The organism is Streptomyces sp. NPDC005722 (assembly GCF_040630935.1).
Classification (GTDB): Bacteria; Actinomycetota; Actinomycetes; order Streptomycetales; family Streptomycetaceae; genus Actinacidiphila.
In genome coordinates this window covers 85,874-100,643 of sequence record NZ_JBEXYN010000006.1, presented here as the reverse complement: position 1 = coordinate 100,643, position 14,770 = coordinate 85,874, and the positions used below count along the sequence as shown (strand labels likewise).

General features: G+C 73.3%; 15 protein-coding genes. 9 read left to right on the top strand and 6 right to left on the bottom strand.

Annotation, left to right across the window (positions count from 1 at the left end):
- The first annotated feature begins 27 nt into the window (after positions 1-27).
- A complete protein-coding gene (locus tag ABZ479_RS09995; protein WP_500461063.1) occupies positions 28-1,362 on the top strand; it encodes an MFS transporter in 1,335 nt (444 codons plus the stop codon).
- A 24-nt stretch (positions 1,363-1,386) separates the two neighbouring features.
- Here the strand turns inward: ABZ479_RS09995 and ABZ479_RS09990 are convergent, their stop codons facing one another.
- Positions 1,387-2,004: a flavin reductase family protein gene (locus ABZ479_RS09990; protein ID WP_500461062.1), complete on the bottom strand. Its 618-nt coding sequence runs from the start codon at positions 2,002-2,004 to the stop codon at positions 1,387-1,389.
- 83 nt (positions 2,005-2,087) lie between these two features.
- On the opposite strand from ABZ479_RS09990, the gene ABZ479_RS09985 reads away from it, so the two are divergent.
- Positions 2,088-2,714, top strand: a complete 627-nt coding sequence (locus tag ABZ479_RS09985; RefSeq protein ID WP_500461061.1) for a hypothetical protein — start codon at positions 2,088-2,090, stop codon at positions 2,712-2,714.
- A gap of 13 nt (positions 2,715-2,727) precedes the next feature.
- On the opposite strand, the gene ABZ479_RS09980 is transcribed toward ABZ479_RS09985, so the two are convergent.
- The 3 genes from ABZ479_RS09980 to ABZ479_RS09970 form a co-directional block, all read right to left on the bottom strand.
- Positions 2,728-3,567, bottom strand: a complete 840-nt coding sequence (locus ABZ479_RS09980; RefSeq protein WP_500461059.1) for an enoyl-CoA hydratase/isomerase family protein — start codon at positions 3,565-3,567, stop codon at positions 2,728-2,730.
- Positions 3,560-5,767: an acetate--CoA ligase family protein gene (locus ABZ479_RS09975; protein WP_500461057.1), complete on the bottom strand. Its 2,208-nt coding sequence runs from the start codon at positions 5,765-5,767 to the stop codon at positions 3,560-3,562. The genes ABZ479_RS09980 and ABZ479_RS09975 overlap by 8 nt, the downstream gene beginning before the upstream one ends.
- A gap of 270 nt (positions 5,768-6,037) precedes the next feature.
- Entirely contained in the window at positions 6,038-7,231 is a 1,194-nt protein-coding gene (locus ABZ479_RS09970) for a flavin-containing monooxygenase (protein ID WP_500461056.1), read from the bottom strand.
- A gap of 132 nt (positions 7,232-7,363) precedes the next feature.
- Between ABZ479_RS09970 and ABZ479_RS09965 the strand changes: the two genes are divergently transcribed.
- The 4 genes from ABZ479_RS09965 (at position 7,364) to ABZ479_RS09950 (ending at position 9,878) form a co-directional block, all read left to right on the top strand.
- Positions 7,364-7,816, top strand: a complete 453-nt coding sequence (locus ABZ479_RS09965; RefSeq protein WP_500461054.1) for a DoxX family protein — start codon at positions 7,364-7,366, stop codon at positions 7,814-7,816.
- The gene (locus tag ABZ479_RS09960; RefSeq protein WP_500461052.1) at positions 7,813-8,238 is read left to right on the top strand and encodes a Zn-ribbon domain-containing OB-fold protein; all 426 of its coding nucleotides are present in this window, start codon (positions 7,813-7,815) and stop codon (positions 8,236-8,238) included. Before ABZ479_RS09965 ends, ABZ479_RS09960 begins: the two co-directional genes overlap by 4 nt.
- An 8-nt stretch (positions 8,239-8,246) precedes the next feature.
- On the top strand, positions 8,247-8,798 hold the full coding sequence (locus tag ABZ479_RS09955) for a GNAT family N-acetyltransferase (protein WP_500461051.1): 552 nt from the start codon (positions 8,247-8,249) through the stop codon (positions 8,796-8,798).
- Between the two features lie 249 nt (positions 8,799-9,047).
- Positions 9,048-9,878, top strand: coding sequence for a glycoside hydrolase domain-containing protein (locus ABZ479_RS09950; RefSeq protein ID WP_500461050.1), 831 nt, complete (start codon positions 9,048-9,050; stop codon positions 9,876-9,878).
- A 45-nt stretch (positions 9,879-9,923) separates the two neighbouring features.
- Here ABZ479_RS09950 and ABZ479_RS09945 read toward each other — a convergent pair whose 3' ends face one another.
- Positions 9,924-11,090, bottom strand: coding sequence for a thiolase C-terminal domain-containing protein (locus ABZ479_RS09945; protein ID WP_500461048.1), 1,167 nt, complete (start codon positions 11,088-11,090; stop codon positions 9,924-9,926).
- 72 nt (positions 11,091-11,162) lie between these two features.
- Here ABZ479_RS09945 and ABZ479_RS09940 point away from each other — a divergent pair, with 72 nt between their 5' ends.
- Both ABZ479_RS09940 and ABZ479_RS09935 read left to right on the top strand, forming a co-directional pair.
- On the top strand, positions 11,163-12,416 hold the full coding sequence (locus ABZ479_RS09940) for an acyl-CoA dehydrogenase family protein (protein WP_500461046.1): 1,254 nt from the start codon (positions 11,163-11,165) through the stop codon (positions 12,414-12,416).
- Positions 12,413-12,913 (top strand): nitroreductase/quinone reductase family protein, encoded by a 501-nt coding sequence (locus ABZ479_RS09935; RefSeq protein ID WP_500461044.1) that lies wholly within the window; start codon positions 12,413-12,415, stop codon positions 12,911-12,913. The genes ABZ479_RS09940 and ABZ479_RS09935 overlap by 4 nt, the downstream gene beginning before the upstream one ends.
- Before the next feature lie 159 nt (positions 12,914-13,072).
- Here the strand turns inward: ABZ479_RS09935 and ABZ479_RS09930 are convergent, their stop codons facing one another.
- A complete protein-coding gene (locus ABZ479_RS09930) occupies positions 13,073-13,720 on the bottom strand; it encodes a TetR family transcriptional regulator (RefSeq protein ID WP_089222431.1) in 648 nt (215 codons plus the stop codon).
- Between the two features lie 193 nt (positions 13,721-13,913).
- On the opposite strand from ABZ479_RS09930, the gene ABZ479_RS09925 reads away from it, so the two are divergent.
- Positions 13,914-14,714 (top strand): VOC family protein, encoded by an 801-nt coding sequence (locus ABZ479_RS09925; RefSeq protein WP_500461041.1) that lies wholly within the window; start codon positions 13,914-13,916, stop codon positions 14,712-14,714.
- Positions 14,715-14,770: the final 56 nt, after the last annotated feature.

Below are 14,770 nucleotides of genomic sequence, written 5' to 3'. Positions count from 1 at the left end.
GGGAAACCGATGCCGGATGCTGATCCGGTGACGCAGACTCCCGAGCTTCCCGCGCAGACCCTGGCCGACAGGGTCCCCGAAGGTTCCCGGCCGTTCCGCACCCCCCGTGTCCACCGTGCGTGGTCGGTGGCCGCCGCTGCCTTCGTCACGCTCATCGGCGCCGCGGGGTTCGCCTCCCTGCCCGGACTGCTCATCGAGCCGCTGAACGGCGAGTTCGGCTGGTCGCGGGGCATGATCGGCCTGGCGGTATCGGTGAACCTCGCCCTCTACGGGCTGACGGCGCCGTTCGCCGCCGCCCTGATGGACCGCTTCGGCATCCGCCGGGTGGTGGCGGTGGCGCTCGTCACCATCGCGACCGGAGCGGGCCTGACCGTCTTCATGACCGCGAGCTGGCAGCTCGTGCTCCTGTGGGGTGTCCTCGTCGGGCTGGGCAGCGGCTCCATGGCGCTGGCCTTCGCGACCACCGTGACCAACCGCTGGTTCGAGCACCGGCGCGGCCTGGTCACCGGCATCCTGACCGCGGCCGGCGCGGCGGGGCAGCTGATCTTCCTGCCCTTGCTCTCCGTCATCATCGAGCACGCGGGCTGGCGCGCGGCGGCCCTCACCGTCACGGGTGCCGCGGTCCTCGTCGCGCCCCTGGTCTACCTGCTGCTGCGGGACCACCCGGCCGATGTGGGCCTCGCCCCCTACGGCGCCAAGGAGTTCGTGCCGAAGCCGCCGCCGGTGACGGGCGCGGCGACGAGGGCGGTCAAGGCGCTGACCAGCGCCGCCCGGGGTGGCCCGTTCTGGCTGCTGGCGGGGACCTTCGCGATCTGTGGCGCCTCGACGAACGGCCTGGTCAAGACACACTTCGTGCCCGCGGCACACGACCACGGGATGCCGGTGACGGCGGCCGCCTCCCTGCTCGCGGTGATCGGCGTCTTCGACATCGCCGGCACCATAGCCTCCGGCTGGTTCACCGACCGCTTCAGCCCGCGGCGGCTGCTGGCCACCTACTACGGGCTGCGCGGGCTGTCGCTGATGTTCCTGCCGGTGCTCCTGGGCGACTCCGTCCACCCGCCCATGGTGCTGTTCATCGTCTTCTACGGGCTGGACTGGGTCGCCACCGTGCCGCCCACGATCGCCCTGTGCCGCGAGTACTACGGCGCCGACAGCGCCATCGTCTTCGGCTGGGTGCTCGCCTCCCACCAGCTGGGCGCCGCATTGGTGGCGTTCCTGGGCGGCGCGGCGCGCGACGCCTTCGGCTCGTACAACGTGGTCTGGTACTCCTCCGGGGCGCTGTGCGCGCTGGCGGCGCTCATGTCGCTGGTCATCCGGCGGCGGACGGAGCCGGGTTCCGGAGCGCTGCCCCTCGCGGCGTAGCCGGCCTTCGCGGGCCGGCCGCGGTCAAGGGGCGAGCCGGCCGAAGCGGCCGCGGTGGAAGAGCAGGGGCCCGCTGCCTTCCGCCGCGCGACCGAGGTCGCGGACCCGGCCGATGACCACCAGGTGGTCGCCGCCCGTGTGCACGGCGTGGATCGAGCAGTCGATCCACGCGGGCACCCCGTGCAGCCGGGGCGATCCCGTCACCGGTGCCGGGTCCCACGCCACGCCCGCGAACTTGTCCCCGCCGCTCACGGCGAAGGAGCGGCAGAGTCCGTGCTGTTCCGCGCCGAGGACGTTCACGCAGAACACCCCGGCCCGGGCGATGCGCGGCCAACTGGTGGACGTGCGCGCCACCATGAACACGACGAGCGGCGGATCGAGCGACAGCGAGGCGAACGACTGGCAGGCGAACCCGGCCGGGCCGCCCCCCGCGTCGTCCCCGGGCGCCGCGATCACCGTCACACCGCTCGCGAAGTTCCCCAGCACCTCACGGAACACCGCCTGGTCCACCGGGGCGCGCTCGTCCGGGCGCACGGCACGCAGTTCGGGCGGCGGCAGCGGATCCAGCCGCCCGGCCGCCGTCGCGGCCCCGGCCGACCGGAGGTAGCGGACGACGGCTACCGCCATGCCTGCTTGTCCCATCACGCATCCATTGAAACTGACGGGTCGTCAGAAGTGAAGGGCCGGGCGGAGGGCGGTCGAGGCCCGGACGTACCGTGCTCGTCATGGGGTGGCGTGTGGGGTGGGGGTCCCCGGTGCGGCCCCCGGTCGACCCGTGGGGCGACGCCGGACGAGCGGCGGCGGTCTCGACGTACTGCGCGGTGGTGGCGGTCGCGGCAACGGTCCACGTGGTCCTCCTGCCGTCCCAGGCGTCATCGGCGCGTGCCTTCGACGAACCGCTCGCCTGCTGCTTCCTGCCGTTCTTCCTCATCCCCGTCTGGGCCTGCGCGGTGGCCGCCTCCCTCTTGCACGCCCTGCCGGCGACGGTGCTGGGACTGCGGCTCGCGGCACGCACCGGACGTCCCCGATGGCTCTGCCTCCTGGCGGTGGAGGTGGCGACGGCCGCCGTGGTCGCGCTGCCCGTCGTGTGGCTCGACGGTCCGTACCTGCCCGCCTGGGCGTGCGTCGCGGGTGCCGGCGCGGCGCCGGTGCTGGTCACCTCGTTCTACGCGGGGCGCAGGGACCCGGAGGGCCGCACCGGGTGGGCGCGGCAACGGCACGTCGCCTTCCAGGTCGGGGTCGTGACGATCGCGGTGATCGGCGTCGTCTTCGCGGGCGGTCTGCTGGCGTACGGCACCGGACTGCTGGAGGAGTACCGGCCGCCGCCGGGGGCCGCTTCCTCCTCCGGGTGAACCCTCCGGGGTGTTACCGCCCGCGGAAGTCCGGCGGGCGGCGTTCGAGGAAGGCGCGCAGTCCCTCCTGGGCGTCGGCGGTGGTCATGTTCTGCTCCTGCGCGGCCGCCTCGGCGGTGAAGGCCGTCGCGCGGTCGGAGTCCAGGGACGCGTTGACGAGCTGTTTGGTCAGGGCGAGGGCGCGGGTGGGGCCGGCCGCCAGACGTTCGGCGAGGGTGCGGACGGCCTGGTCGAGGTCGTCGGCGGGGACGACGCGGTTGACCAGCCCGAGGCGTTCGGCGGAGGCGGCGGGCAGGTCGTCGCCGAGCAGCAGGAGTTCCTTCGCGCGGTGCGGGCCGATCAGGCGGGGGAGGAGGTAGGCGCCTCCGCCGTCGGGGACGAGGCCGCGGCGGACGAAGACCTCGATGAACTTCGCGGTGTCGGCGGCCAGGACCAGGTCGCAGGCGAGGGCGAGATGGGCGCCGAGGCCCGCGGCGGTGCCGTTCACCGCGGCGATCACGGGCTTCTCGCAGTCGAGGACGGCGGCGACGAGGCGCTGGGCCCCGGACCGGATCATCCGTGCGACGTCGCCCGCCACCCGGTCCGCACCGGCCGGGCCGCCCCGCAGGTCGGCCCCCGCGCAGAAGGCCCGGCGGCCGGCGCCGGTCAGGACGACGGCCCGCACGGCGGGGTCCGCGGAGGCCTCCAGAAATTTTTCGATGAGGCGTTCCCGCAGGTCAGGGGTAATGGCGTTCATCGCCTGGGGGCGGTTGAGGGTGAGCCGGGAGACCCCGTTGTCGGTGACGTGGAGTACAACGGATTCCACGGAGTCGTCACGCTCCGTGATCGTCACTCCACGGGGGGAGTCAGTCATGGGTGTTCTCCAGGCGGCAGACGGCCAGTGCGTCGAGGGCGCAGGCGCCCTGCCCGCGCGGCAGCACCATCAGCGGGTTGATGTCGAGTTCGGCGAGGCCGTCGCCGAGTTCGAGCGCCATCCGCTGCACGCGGAGGATGACGTCGACGAGCGCGTCGGTGTCGGCGGGCGGAGCCCCGCGGACCCCGTCGAGCATCCGGGCGCCGCGCAGTTCCCGCAGCATGTCCTGCGCGGTCGCGGCGTCGAAGGGCGGTACGCGGACGGCCGTGTCCCGCAGGACCTCGACGAGGACCCCGCCGAGGCCGGCGGTGACGGTGGGCCCGAAGAGCGGGTCGTGGCTGATGCCGACGACCATCTCCACACCGGGCTCGACCATCTGGCAGACGAGGACGCCGTCGAGGTCCAGGCCCTCGTAGCGGGCGATGTCGGCGAGTTCGCGGTACGCGTCGCGGACCTGGCTGGCGGAGGTGAGACCGATCTTCACCAGGCCGAGCTCGGTCTTGTGCGCGAGCCGGTCGGCGGACGCCTTCATGACCACGGGGTAGCCGACCAGCGCGGCCGCCCGGACGGCACCGGCGGCGCTGGAGACCAACTGCTCGCGCGGGACGCGGATGCCGTAGGCCCGCAGCAGCTGCTTCGCGGCGTGCTCGCTCAGCCGGCGGCCGGGGTGCAGCAGTGCGCGGGCCTTGCGGGCGGAGGAGGAGGGGGTGCGCGGTGCCTCGTCGAAGGGGGAGCGGTAGCCGGCGGTGAAGCGGTGGTGGTCCAGCCAGGCCCGTACGGCGGTCACGCAGTTGCCGAAGGTGCGGAAGGTGGCCACCCGGGAGGAGCCCAGCAGGATGGTCCGGTAGGCCTCCTCGGTGCCCACGGGGGAGCCCCAGATCACGCACACCAGCTTGTCGGTGGCCTCGGCGGCCTCGCAGAGGTCCCGGGCGAGCCGGTCGCTCATCGGCGGGAAGGGGCCGGTGATCGGGCAGACGAGGACGCCGATCGCGGGATCGGCGAGCAGCGCGTCGATGATCTTCCGCCCGCGCCAGTCGCCGACGGGGTGGCCGCCGCTGTCCACGGGGTTGGAGACGTCCAGGTACTGCGGTATCCACTGGTGGAGTTCGGCCTGCCTCGTCCCCGGGAAGGTGGGCAGCAGCAGGCCGGCGGCGGTGGCCAGGTCCGCGAAGTGCGCCCCGGTGCCGCCGGAGATCGAGTAGACGGCGACGCCCTCGGCGACCGGTGGCCGGGCCCTGGCCAGCAGGGCGGCGGTGTCCTGGAGTTCGTCCAGGGCGTCGACGCGGATGACGCCGAACTGGCGGAAGGCCGCGTCGGCGACCGCGTCGGAGCCGGTGAGCTTCCCGGTGTGGGTGGCGGCGGCACGGGTGCCGGTCTCGGTGCGGCCCACCTTGACCATGACCACCGGCACCCCGTTGCGGGCCGCGCGGTCCGCGGCGAGGGCGAACGAGCGGCCGTCCTTGAGGCCTTCGGCGTAGACGGCGATCGCGCCGACCTCCGGGCGCCCGGCGAAGTAGGAGAGGAAGTCGGCCGTCTCCAGGTCGGCCTCGTTGCCCGTGGGCGCCCAGTGGCTGAGCCGGATGCCGAGTTCCTGCAGGGCGTAGACGGGGCGGCCCTGGTGGCCGGACTGGGTGATCAGGGCGATCGCCGGGCCGGGGAGGTCCTCGCGGAACGGCTGGAAGGCGTTGAGGTTGGTGTTCGGCCCCAGCAGGCGCAGCCCGCCGGCCGCGACGACGCGGCCGAGCCGTTCCTGGGCGGCGGCGCCGGCCTCCCCCGTCTCGGCGAACCCGGAGGCGAAGACGACGGCGAACCGCGCTGTGGCCCCGGTGAGCTGCTCGAGGACGGGGAGCGGGTCGGCGACGAGCAGGACGGCGAGGTCGACCGGCTCGGGGAGGTCCGCGACGGAGGCGTGGCAGGGCAGGCCGAACACGGTCGCGCGGCCGGGATTGACCGGATGGAGCCGGGCGCCGACCCGCCCGGCCCAGTCGACGAGCTGCCGGGTGATGCCGGTGTTGGGCCGGCCCTCGGCGTCGGAGGCGCCCACCACGGCCAGGGACTCGGGCCGGAAGAAGCGGTCGAGGTCAAGGACCCGGGCGTGCAGCGGACGTCCACTGACGTCCAGGTCGTCCGTGCGGCGACCGGGGCCGCCGGTGCCCGCCGCGGGATCGGTGCCCAGCGTGCTGAAGGTCGAACCAAGCATGTGTCCCGCCCGTCCCGCTCGAGGGTCCAGAGAACTGACGCAATGTCAGATTACTTAACTGACGATCCGTCAGGAACGGGGAGGATGCGAGAAACCTGTGCGCTCCACGGGAAGGCGGCCCGGGCGGCCGGCGGGGAGAGGGCCTGCCGTGGAACCGGACGGGGGTGGCGCGGGAGGGCCGGGGGTGCGTGCAGAGGTGGTACGGAGGCCTTGCGTGGGGTCCCGCGGATGCTCGTCCGTACCCTCTCCGTGCCCGTCGCGTCGCGTTCGCTACCGCCGCGCCACCGCTTTGGCGATCCTGCGTGCGTCGATGGCCATTTCACGGAACATCCCGCTGATGGGATTGGTGAAGCCGGTGAAGTACAGGCCCGGGGCGTTCTTGGGGCTGCGGCGGCCGTGCGTCACGGGCCGGCCCCGCTCGTCCAGGACGCCGAGATGGCCGACCAGCGGTTCCAGGCCGCGCCGGTAGCCGGTGGCCGCGATCACCACGTCCGGGGTGATCCGCGTGCCGTCGGCGAGCAGCACCTCGCGTCCGTCGAAGCCCTCGACGGCGGCCACGGGCGCGACCTTGCCGGACCGGACGGCGTCGATGATGCCGACGTCCTGGACGGGGATCGCGCCCTCCCGCACGCGGGAGTAGAGCCCGTTGTCCGGGCGGGGAAGTCCGTGGGCCGACAGGTCCGGCACGGAGATCCGCTCCACGAGGGGCGCGATCGCGTCGACCAGCTTCGTCGGGAAGCGGCGCACCATGATCCCGGTGCGCTGCGCGGGCCATCCGGCCGTGGAGCGGCGCATGATGTGCGGGGGCGTGCGCACCGCCAGCCGGACGCGGGCCGCGCCGGATTCGGCGAGGTCGACGGCGATCTCGGCACCGGTGTTGCCCACGCCGACGACCAGGACGTCCTGGCCCTCGTAGGGCCGGCCGTTGCGGTAGTGCGAGGCGTGCAGCAGCTCCCCGTCGAAGGTGTCGCGCCCGGGCCAGTCCGGGAGGTGCGGCGAGTGGTTGTAGCCGGTGGCGAGGACGACGCTCCGGGCGGTCAGCCGGCGGCCGCCGGTGGCCGGGAGTACCCACCCGGTCGCCGGTCCCCCGGCGGGCTCGATCCGCCCCACCTCTATGCCGGTGGCGACGTCCAGCCCGTGGAAGTCGGCGTACTGCTCCAGGTAGCGAACGACGTCGTCGCGGCCCACCCAGCGGCCGTAGGACCGGGGGATCCCCAGCCCGGGGAGCGCGGAAAGGCGTCTGGTCGTGTGCAACCGCAGCCGGTCGTAGTGGCCGCGCCATGAAGCGCCCACCGCGTCCGACCGTTCGACGACCAGGGTGCGCACCCCCCGGTGCCGCAGCGACGCCGCGACGGCGAGTCCGCCGGGGCCGGCGCCGACGACGATGGCGTCCGGCGCCGCCGTGCTCGGTATGGGGGTGGCTTCGGATGCGGAGGTACCGGCGGATGCCGGGGTGTCGGTCATGGCTGCTCCCGTGCCTGCTGGGTGAGGGTCATCACCGGAAGGTAGCGCGCTTTCGCCCCGGCACCTTGCGGAGGTGCGACGGCATCCGGTCAACTGACATCCCGTCAGATTCGTTGTCCCGGGAGGCATGAGATGCAGACGATCTGGCTGACCGGCGCCGAATGGCTCGCCGTCCTGCGCATCGGCCTCGGACTGTGGTGGCTGGAGAGCTGGCGGCACAAGGACAAGAAGGGCTGGTTCGAGCGGGGCACGGGCATCGCCTGGGCCGCCGGCGTCGCCGCCGAACACCGCTGGACCGCAGTCCGGAACGGCTTCTCCGTGCTCGTCGCGCCCCGTCCCAAGCTGATGGCCCACGTCGTCGTCCACGCCGAACTCGCCATCGGGCTCGGCCTGGCCTTCGGCCTGCTGACCCCGATAGCCCTGGCCGGGGGCGCCGTCCTGAACCTGCTCTACCTCGTCCTCATGATCCACGACTGGGCAGAGCAGGGGCAGAACGCCATGATGATCCTCGCCTCCGTCGTCCTCCTCTTCGCCATGGGCTGGCAGGCCTGGTCGCTGGACAGCGCCTGGGGGCTCTTCCTGTGACCGGCCTGCCCGAGCCCGACGCCTTCACGGACACCTACTGGAGGGCCGCGGCGGAGGGCCGGCTGCTGATCCGCCGCTGCCTCGATCCGGGCTGCGGGCTCGCCCACCACTACCCCCGGGAGTTCTGTCCGCATTGCTGGGGCGAGGAGGTCGTCTGGGAGCAGTCCGCAGGCCGGGCCACCCTCTACACCTGGTCCGTGGTGCATGCCAACGACCTTCGGCCCTTCGCCGGGCGGGTGCCGTACGTCGCCGCCGTCGTCGACCTCGCCGAGGGGCCGCGCATGATGACGGAGGTCGTCGGCTGCGCCCACGACGCGCTGCGTATCGGCATGGACCTCCGCGTCTGCTTCCGCCCCGCGGCCGACGGCGCCCGGATCGCCATCCCCATCTTCCGCCCGGCCGGGACGGCCGCGTTTGCTTGAATGAGGGCGTGCTGAGGCCAGTGGAGTTGGAAGCGTACGGACTGCTGCTCCGGCCGTGGGAGGAGACGGCCGGCGACCTCGAAGCGGCCCTGCGCGGCCTCGGTGACCCGGACTTCCGCCGCTGGAACACCGCACACGCCCCCGACCCCGACGAAGCGGGGGCGCAGGGCTTCCTGAGGCGCAGGCGCGACGGCTGGGCGGCCGGGGACCTCGCGTCCTTCGCCGTCACCGAGGCCGGTGTCGTGCTCGGCCAGGCCGGGATAGGGGCGATCGACCGCACCATGCGCGGCGCCCGCGTCAGCTACTGGATGCTGCCCGAGGCCCGTGGGCGCCGCGTCGCCTCCCGGGCACTGGAGGCGGTGACCCGGTGGGCCTTCCGCGATCTCGGGCTGCACCGCCTGGAGCTGGGGCACGCCGTCGGCAACGAGCCCTCCTGCGGCGTCGCGCGGCGCTGCGGCTACGTCCTCGAAGGTTTCCTGCGCGATGCGATGGTCGACCTGTCCGGCGCGCTCCAGGACGTCCACCTGCACAGCCGTCTGGCGACCGATCCGCACCCCTGATCTGCGCGGTGGCACGGTGCGCGGGGATTTGCCGTGCCTTGGGAGAATCTTGTGCCGATCGGGACATGTGCTTTCCCGATCGGGAGGGGTGGGTTGGCTAGGGTGCGATCCGCCCCTCGCGCGCCGCGGACCCGTACACGGGTGCGGCCGCGCGCCGCACGGCCGTCGCGCGCCGTGCTGTCCCGGGGCCTCGGAGTTCTGCCAGGCGCACCCGGTGCGGTGCGTCCCTTGTTCGTGAATGGGGTGGGGATGTCCGGTCACCGGATGTCGAAGAAGCGTCGTTACATCGCGTGGGCGGTGGCCGCTGCCGCGGTGCTCGTGGGCGGCGGAGTCGCCGCGGAGGCCTCGATGGCGACCACCGTGTCGCGTCCGGCGCCCAAGGTGTTCACCGGGCGGGCGTTCGACACGTGCACGGCGCCGTCCGCGTCGGCGATGAAGGCGTGGCACAACGGCTTCTACGGCGCGGCCGCCGTGTACGTCGGCGGCAGGAACCGGGGGTGCGCGCAGCCCAACCTCACGGCGTCCTGGGTCAAGTCGGTCAGCGCCACGGGCTGGAAGCTGATCCCGCTCTACGTGGGCGCGCAGCCCCCGTGCCAGACCAGCCGCAACCCGGAGAAGCTGACCGCCTCCACCGCCGCCTCGCTCGGCGCGAAGGACGGCGCGGACGCGGTGGCCAAGGCGTCGGCGCTGGGGATGAAGGCCGGCAGCCCGGTGTACCTGGACATGGAGTCCTACGACGTCGCCAACACCTCGTGCAACAACGCGGTGCTCACCTACGTCCGGGCCTGGGACAAGGCGGTGCACGCCAAGGGGTACTGGGCCGGCTTCTACGGCTTCCGCAGCTCCAGCGCGAAGGCCGTCGCCACGACGACGAACCGTACCGACATGCCGGACATCCTCTGGTACGCGCTGTGGGACGAGCGCAAGACCACGACCGCCGACTGGCCGTTCGCCACGTCGCTGTGGACGGGCCACCGCCGCGGCCACCAGTACATGGTCAACAGCAAGGAGACCCGCGGCGGTTACACGATCACCGTGGACCGCAGCGACTGGGACGCCCCGGTCGCCATCACCGGCTGACGCCTCGGGGCGGGGACGGAGCGGCGCGGGCAGGCCCCGCGCCCCTCAGCCCCGCCCCAGCACCACCGTCCCCGAGGAGCAGAACCAGCCCCCCGTCCCCGAGGCCACGGCCAGCTCCGGCAGTGCCCCGCCGGCCTTGCGCACCTGCCGCTCGCCCGCCTCCCCCCGCAGTTGCCGCACCGCCTCGACGATCAGGAACAGGCCCCGCATGCCGGGATGGCAGGCCGACAGCCCGCCCCCGTCGGTGTTGACGGGCAGCGGCGACGCCGCGACGAAGGGCCCGCCCTCCCCCTTGGCGCAGAAGCCCAGGTCCTCCAGGGTCACCAGGGTCATGTAGGTGAAGGCGTCGTAGATCTCGGCGAGGTCGATCTCGTCCGGGGTGACGCCCGCGCGCGAGAAGGCCTGCGGCCCAGAGACCGCGGCGGGGGAGACCGTGAAGTCGTCCCACTCCGACATCGTGGCGTGCGAGACGGCGGTGCCGGAGCCCAGTACCCACACCGGGGGCCGTGCGGCGTCCCGCACGTACTCCGCGGCGGCCAGGAGCACCGCGCAGCCGCCGTCGGAGCGGACGCAGCAGTGCAGCTTGGTGAACGGGTCGGCGATCATCGGCCCGGACAGGACCTCGTCGACGGTGATCGGCGTGCGGTACATCGCGTCGGGGTTGCGGGCCGCGTTCGCCCGGGCCCGGACGGCGACGGTGGCGAGCTGCTCGGCGGTGGTGCCGTACGCGTGCATGTGGCGGCGGGCGGCCATCGCGTACTTGGCGATCAGCGTGTGCCCGTACGGGGCCTCGAACTGCAGCGGCCCACGCGCCCCGAAGGACAGGTTGGCGGTGCGCCGCCCGGCCTTGAGGTCGGCGCGGGCGGTGGAGCCGTAGGCCAGGAGCACGACGTCGGCGTGCCCGGCGGCGATCGCGTCGGCGGCGTGTGCCGCCATGACCTCCCAGGTCGCCCCGCCCACGGACGTCGAGTCGACCCAGCGCGGCCGCAACCCGAGGTACTCGGCGACCTCGACCGGCGCGAGCGTGCCGAGCCCGGCCGAGGCGAAGCCGTCCACGGCCGACCGGGGCAGCCCGCTGTCGGCGAGCGCGCGGCGTGCCGCCTGCGCGTGGAGGGCGTAGGGGGTGGCGTCGTCGACCCGGCCGCAGTCCGACAACGCGACGCCGAGGACGGCGACTTCGCGGCCGTTGCGAGTACCCTGACCCTGAGCCATGAATCTGACGGTACATCAGATCCGCGGTTTCCGGACGCCTCCGGACGCCCCGGGGTGGGAGGAGAGCTCGCCGTGGACGCCGCCTTCACCGAGGAGCAGGAAGAGATCCGCCGCACCCTGCGCGAACTGCTCGGCAAACGCTGCGGACCGGACGAGGTGAAGTCCGCCGTCCGAACCCCCGCGGGCCACGACGCCGGCCTGTGGCGGCTGCTGGCGCAGTCGCTGGGGCTGCCCGGCCTCGCCCTCCCCACCGCGTACGGGGGAGCCGGCTGCGGCCGCACGGAACTCGTGCTGGCCTGCGAGGAGACCGGCCGGGCGCTGCTGCCCTCGCCGCTGCTGGGCACGGCCGTGCTCACCGCCCCCCTGGTCGAGGCGCTGGGCACCGACACCCAGCGCCGGGCCCTGCTCCCACGCCTCGCCTCCGGTGAACCCGCCGCCCTCGCCGCGCCCCCGGTGGCCCTCGGCCTCACCCGCCCCAACACCGGCGACTGGGCGGGCGGCGGCCGCGCGGGGGGCGTGCAGGCCCGCCGGACCGACGGCGTCTGGCGGCTGTACGGGCAGGCCGACCAGGTGCTCGGCGGCCCCGGTGCCGGGCTGTTCCTCGTGGCCGCCCATGCGGGTGGCTACGCCCGCAGCCGCATCCGGCTCTTCCTGGTCCGCGGTGACGCCCCGGGCCTGCTCCGCAGGCGGCTGACCGCCCTGGACGAGACCCGCCCACAGGCCCGCGTCGAACTGCGCGACGTCCCCGCCGAGCCGCTGGGCGGGGAGGACGCCGTCGATCCGCGCCCCGCACTCGCCCGTACGGGTGTCCTGGCCGCCGCCGCACTGGCCGCGGAGGCCGTGGGGGCGGCCTCCAGGGCGCTCGCGGGCACCGTGGAGTACGTCGCGGTCAGGGAGCAGTTCGGGCGGCCTGTGGGGTCCTTCCAGGCCGTCAAGCACCGTCTCGCCGACCTCTACGTCCAGGTCCAGGCGGCCCGCTCGGCCGCCTACTACGCCGCCTGGGCCGTCGGGAGCACCCAGGAGCAGGAGCAGGAGCAGGAGCAGGAGCAGGCGCCGGACGCCGCGGTGGCGGCACCGCTCGCGCTCGCGCAGGGCCTGGAGGCGCTGCGTGCCGCGGCGGGACAGGCCGTCCAGTTGCACGGCGGCGTCGGTTTCACGTGGGAGCACCACGCGCACCTGTACGTGAAACGGGCCGCCTCCGACGACCTGCTCTTCGGCCCCGTGCACGCGCTGCGGGCCCACGCGGCCGAGGGCGCGGGCCTCTTCACCGCCGCCCCCGCCGGCACCGTGCCCACGACCACGAGCCGGGAAAGGGCGACGGCATGAGCCTGTTGCGGACGGCGGTGCAGAAGGTGTCGTCGACCCGGCTGTTCGCCAGGGTGGGGCCGCATGTCGTGCCGGCGGTGGACCGGTTCGTGCACCGGGCGACCCGCGGCAGGGTGCTGCTCAGCGCGCGCATGCTGCCCGGGTTGGTGCTCACCGCCACCGGAGCGCGCAGCGGTCTGCCCCGGCGCACCCCGCTGGCCTGCATGCCGGAGGAGGGCGGCAGCTTCGTACTGGTCGGCAGCAACTTCGGCCGCACCGACCACCCGGCGTGGACGGGGAACCTGCTCAAGCACCCCGACGCCGAGGTCAACTGGCGCGGCCGGGACCTCCCCGTGCGCGCGGAGTTGCTGACGGGCGGCGAGCGCGAGGCGGTGTGGGCGGCGTTGCTGGAGTTCTGGCCGCCGTACGCGACCTACGCGCGGCGCGTGGAGCGGCGGATCCGCTTGTTCCGGCTGGTCCCCAGGGAGCCGGGCGGCGGGGCGCCGGGGAAGCCGTAGCGCGGGTTCGCAGGAGGGGAGCCCCCGGAAAGGACAACGCGGGCGCCCGGGCCGGCAACCTCCCCCGAGGACCGGTGGGCGCCCGCGTCGTTGCAGGCAGGACTTCGACGTGAACGTAGCTCAACAATGCCGCCGGAGGCGGGCGTCAGCGCCGCGGCGTCACCGCGTCGGCTTCTTGCCCGTCACGCCGAGGTGCACCAGCAGCGAGAGGTTCGGCTTCAGTTCGGCCTGCTTGACGCCCCAGGTCTGGAAACCCTTCTGGTGCGCGGCGACCGCGGCGAGCATCGCGACGAGGGATCCGGCGACGGCTGCCGGGCTGACATCCTTGTCGACCCGGCCCTTGCCCTGGAGCTCCTTGATCGAATCGGAAAGGGAGTTGGTGAGGGGGTTGAGGATCTTCATGCGGATCTTGTAGAAACGCTTGTCCCCTTCGGCGGCGCCCAGGTCGACGACGCGCAGGATGGCGTCGTGCTTGCGCCAGAAGGAGAGGAAGCCCTCGACCAGTTCCTCCGCCGCCGTGGCGCCGGACTTGCCGGCCCAGGATCGGCCGGCGACGAGGTCCGTCAGCGCGGCCCCCTCCTTGGCCATCTCCTCGGCGAGCTCGAGGACGGCGCCCTCGACGTCGGGGAAGTACTGATAGAACGTTGCGGGGGAGGTACCCGCCATCCGGGCGACGTCGATCACCTTGACGTCCCGGTACGGCGACGTGCTGAGCATTTCGCCGAGGCAGTCGAGCAGCTTCTGCCGCGTCGCCTGTCCCCGGCGGCCTGCCACACGGCCGTCGACGGTGCGAACTTGTCCTGTCATGCCGTCAGTTTACGGGCTGGTGATCAGCGCGCGATTCGATGCCTGCAAATGGGGAAGGCCATGTGTTCGATTTCTCCTCGGGCACAGCGGGGGATCCGCCGATAACGTGTCAAGCCAGACACTCCGTCGATCCATGCGAATCCCCACGTGAATCGGGATCGCCGGTCGCATCATCGGACGAATCGAGGACGAGATGGCCGCACACCCCGAGGGCACCCCCTGCTGGGCCGACGCCATGCTCAATGACCTGGAGGCCGGCAAGCGCTTCTACGGCGGGCTGCTCGGCTGGACCTTCGGGGAGGGGGAGGAGCAGTACGGCCAGTACACGCAGGCGTACGGCCCGGACGGGAAGAACGTCGCGGCCCTCTCCCCCAAGCCGGACGGCCGGATGCCGACGGTGTGGAACGTCTACCTCGCCTCCTCCGACATCCGGGCCACCGCGAGCAGGATCCGCGACTCCGGCGGCCAACTCATCATGGAGCCCATGGCGGTTGGGCCCTTCGGGACGATGCTCATGGCGGCCGACCCGGGCGGTGCGGTCTTCGGGGTGTGGCAGGCCGGCACGCACGGGGGCTTCGAGGTGACCGGTGTCCCGGGCTCCTACATCTGGACCGAGGTCTACACGCGGGAGACCGAGCGGACCGACCCCTTCTACGAGCAGGTCTTCGGCTTCGGCGGCAAGCGGATCGAGGACGAGGCCGTCGACTTCCGGATCTTCGTCCCCGAGGGCCGGGAGGTCACGCCCGGGAACGCGGTGCTCGGCCGCTTCCGGATGGGGGAGGGGTTCCCGGCGGAACTGCCCGCGCACTTCATCGTCTACTTCGCCGTCTCCGACGCCGACCGGGCCGCGGAAACGGTCGTGCGGCTCGGGGGCCGGGTCACCCTGGGTCCGATGGATTCGCCTTTCGGCCGTTTCCTCCTGGTCGCTGACGACCAGGGTGCCCATTTCGCCCTGATCGACCCCGCTACCACGGTCGGCGGGAAGCCGTCCTGAACGCACCCGGATCCGCAACCGAATCGAAGGTAATCGCGTGTCGACACCGCCCCGGG

Bases quoted from the DNA above. Each gene is read 5' to 3' on its own strand.
- ABZ479_RS09980 (WP_500461059.1), bottom strand. From the start codon at position 3,567: ATGACTGACTCCCCCCGTGGAGTGACGATCACGGAGCGTGACGACTCC.
- ABZ479_RS09970 (WP_500461056.1), bottom strand. From the start codon at position 7,231: ATGACCGACACCCCGGCATCCGCCGGTACCTCCGCATCCGAAGCCACC.
- ABZ479_RS09990 (WP_500461062.1), bottom strand. From the start codon at position 2,004: ATGGGACAAGCAGGCATGGCGGTAGCCGTCGTCCGCTACCTCCGGTCG.
- ABZ479_RS09935 (WP_500461044.1), top strand. From the start codon at position 12,413: ATGAGCCTGTTGCGGACGGCGGTGCAGAAGGTGTCGTCGACCCGGCTG.
- ABZ479_RS09985 (WP_500461061.1), top strand. From the start codon at position 2,088: ATGGGGTGGCGTGTGGGGTGGGGGTCCCCGGTGCGGCCCCCGGTCGAC.
- ABZ479_RS09945 (WP_500461048.1), bottom strand. From the start codon at position 11,090: ATGGCTCAGGGTCAGGGTACTCGCAACGGCCGCGAAGTCGCCGTCCTC.
- ABZ479_RS09950 (WP_500461050.1), top strand. From the start codon at position 9,048: ATGTCCGGTCACCGGATGTCGAAGAAGCGTCGTTACATCGCGTGGGCG.
- ABZ479_RS09925 (WP_500461041.1), top strand. From the start codon at position 13,914: ATGGCCGCACACCCCGAGGGCACCCCCTGCTGGGCCGACGCCATGCTC.
- ABZ479_RS09975 (WP_500461057.1), bottom strand. From the start codon at position 5,767: ATGCTTGGTTCGACCTTCAGCACGCTGGGCACCGATCCCGCGGCGGGC.
- ABZ479_RS09965 (WP_500461054.1), top strand. From the start codon at position 7,364: ATGCAGACGATCTGGCTGACCGGCGCCGAATGGCTCGCCGTCCTGCGC.
- ABZ479_RS09930 (WP_089222431.1), bottom strand. From the start codon at position 13,720: ATGACAGGACAAGTTCGCACCGTCGACGGCCGTGTGGCAGGCCGCCGG.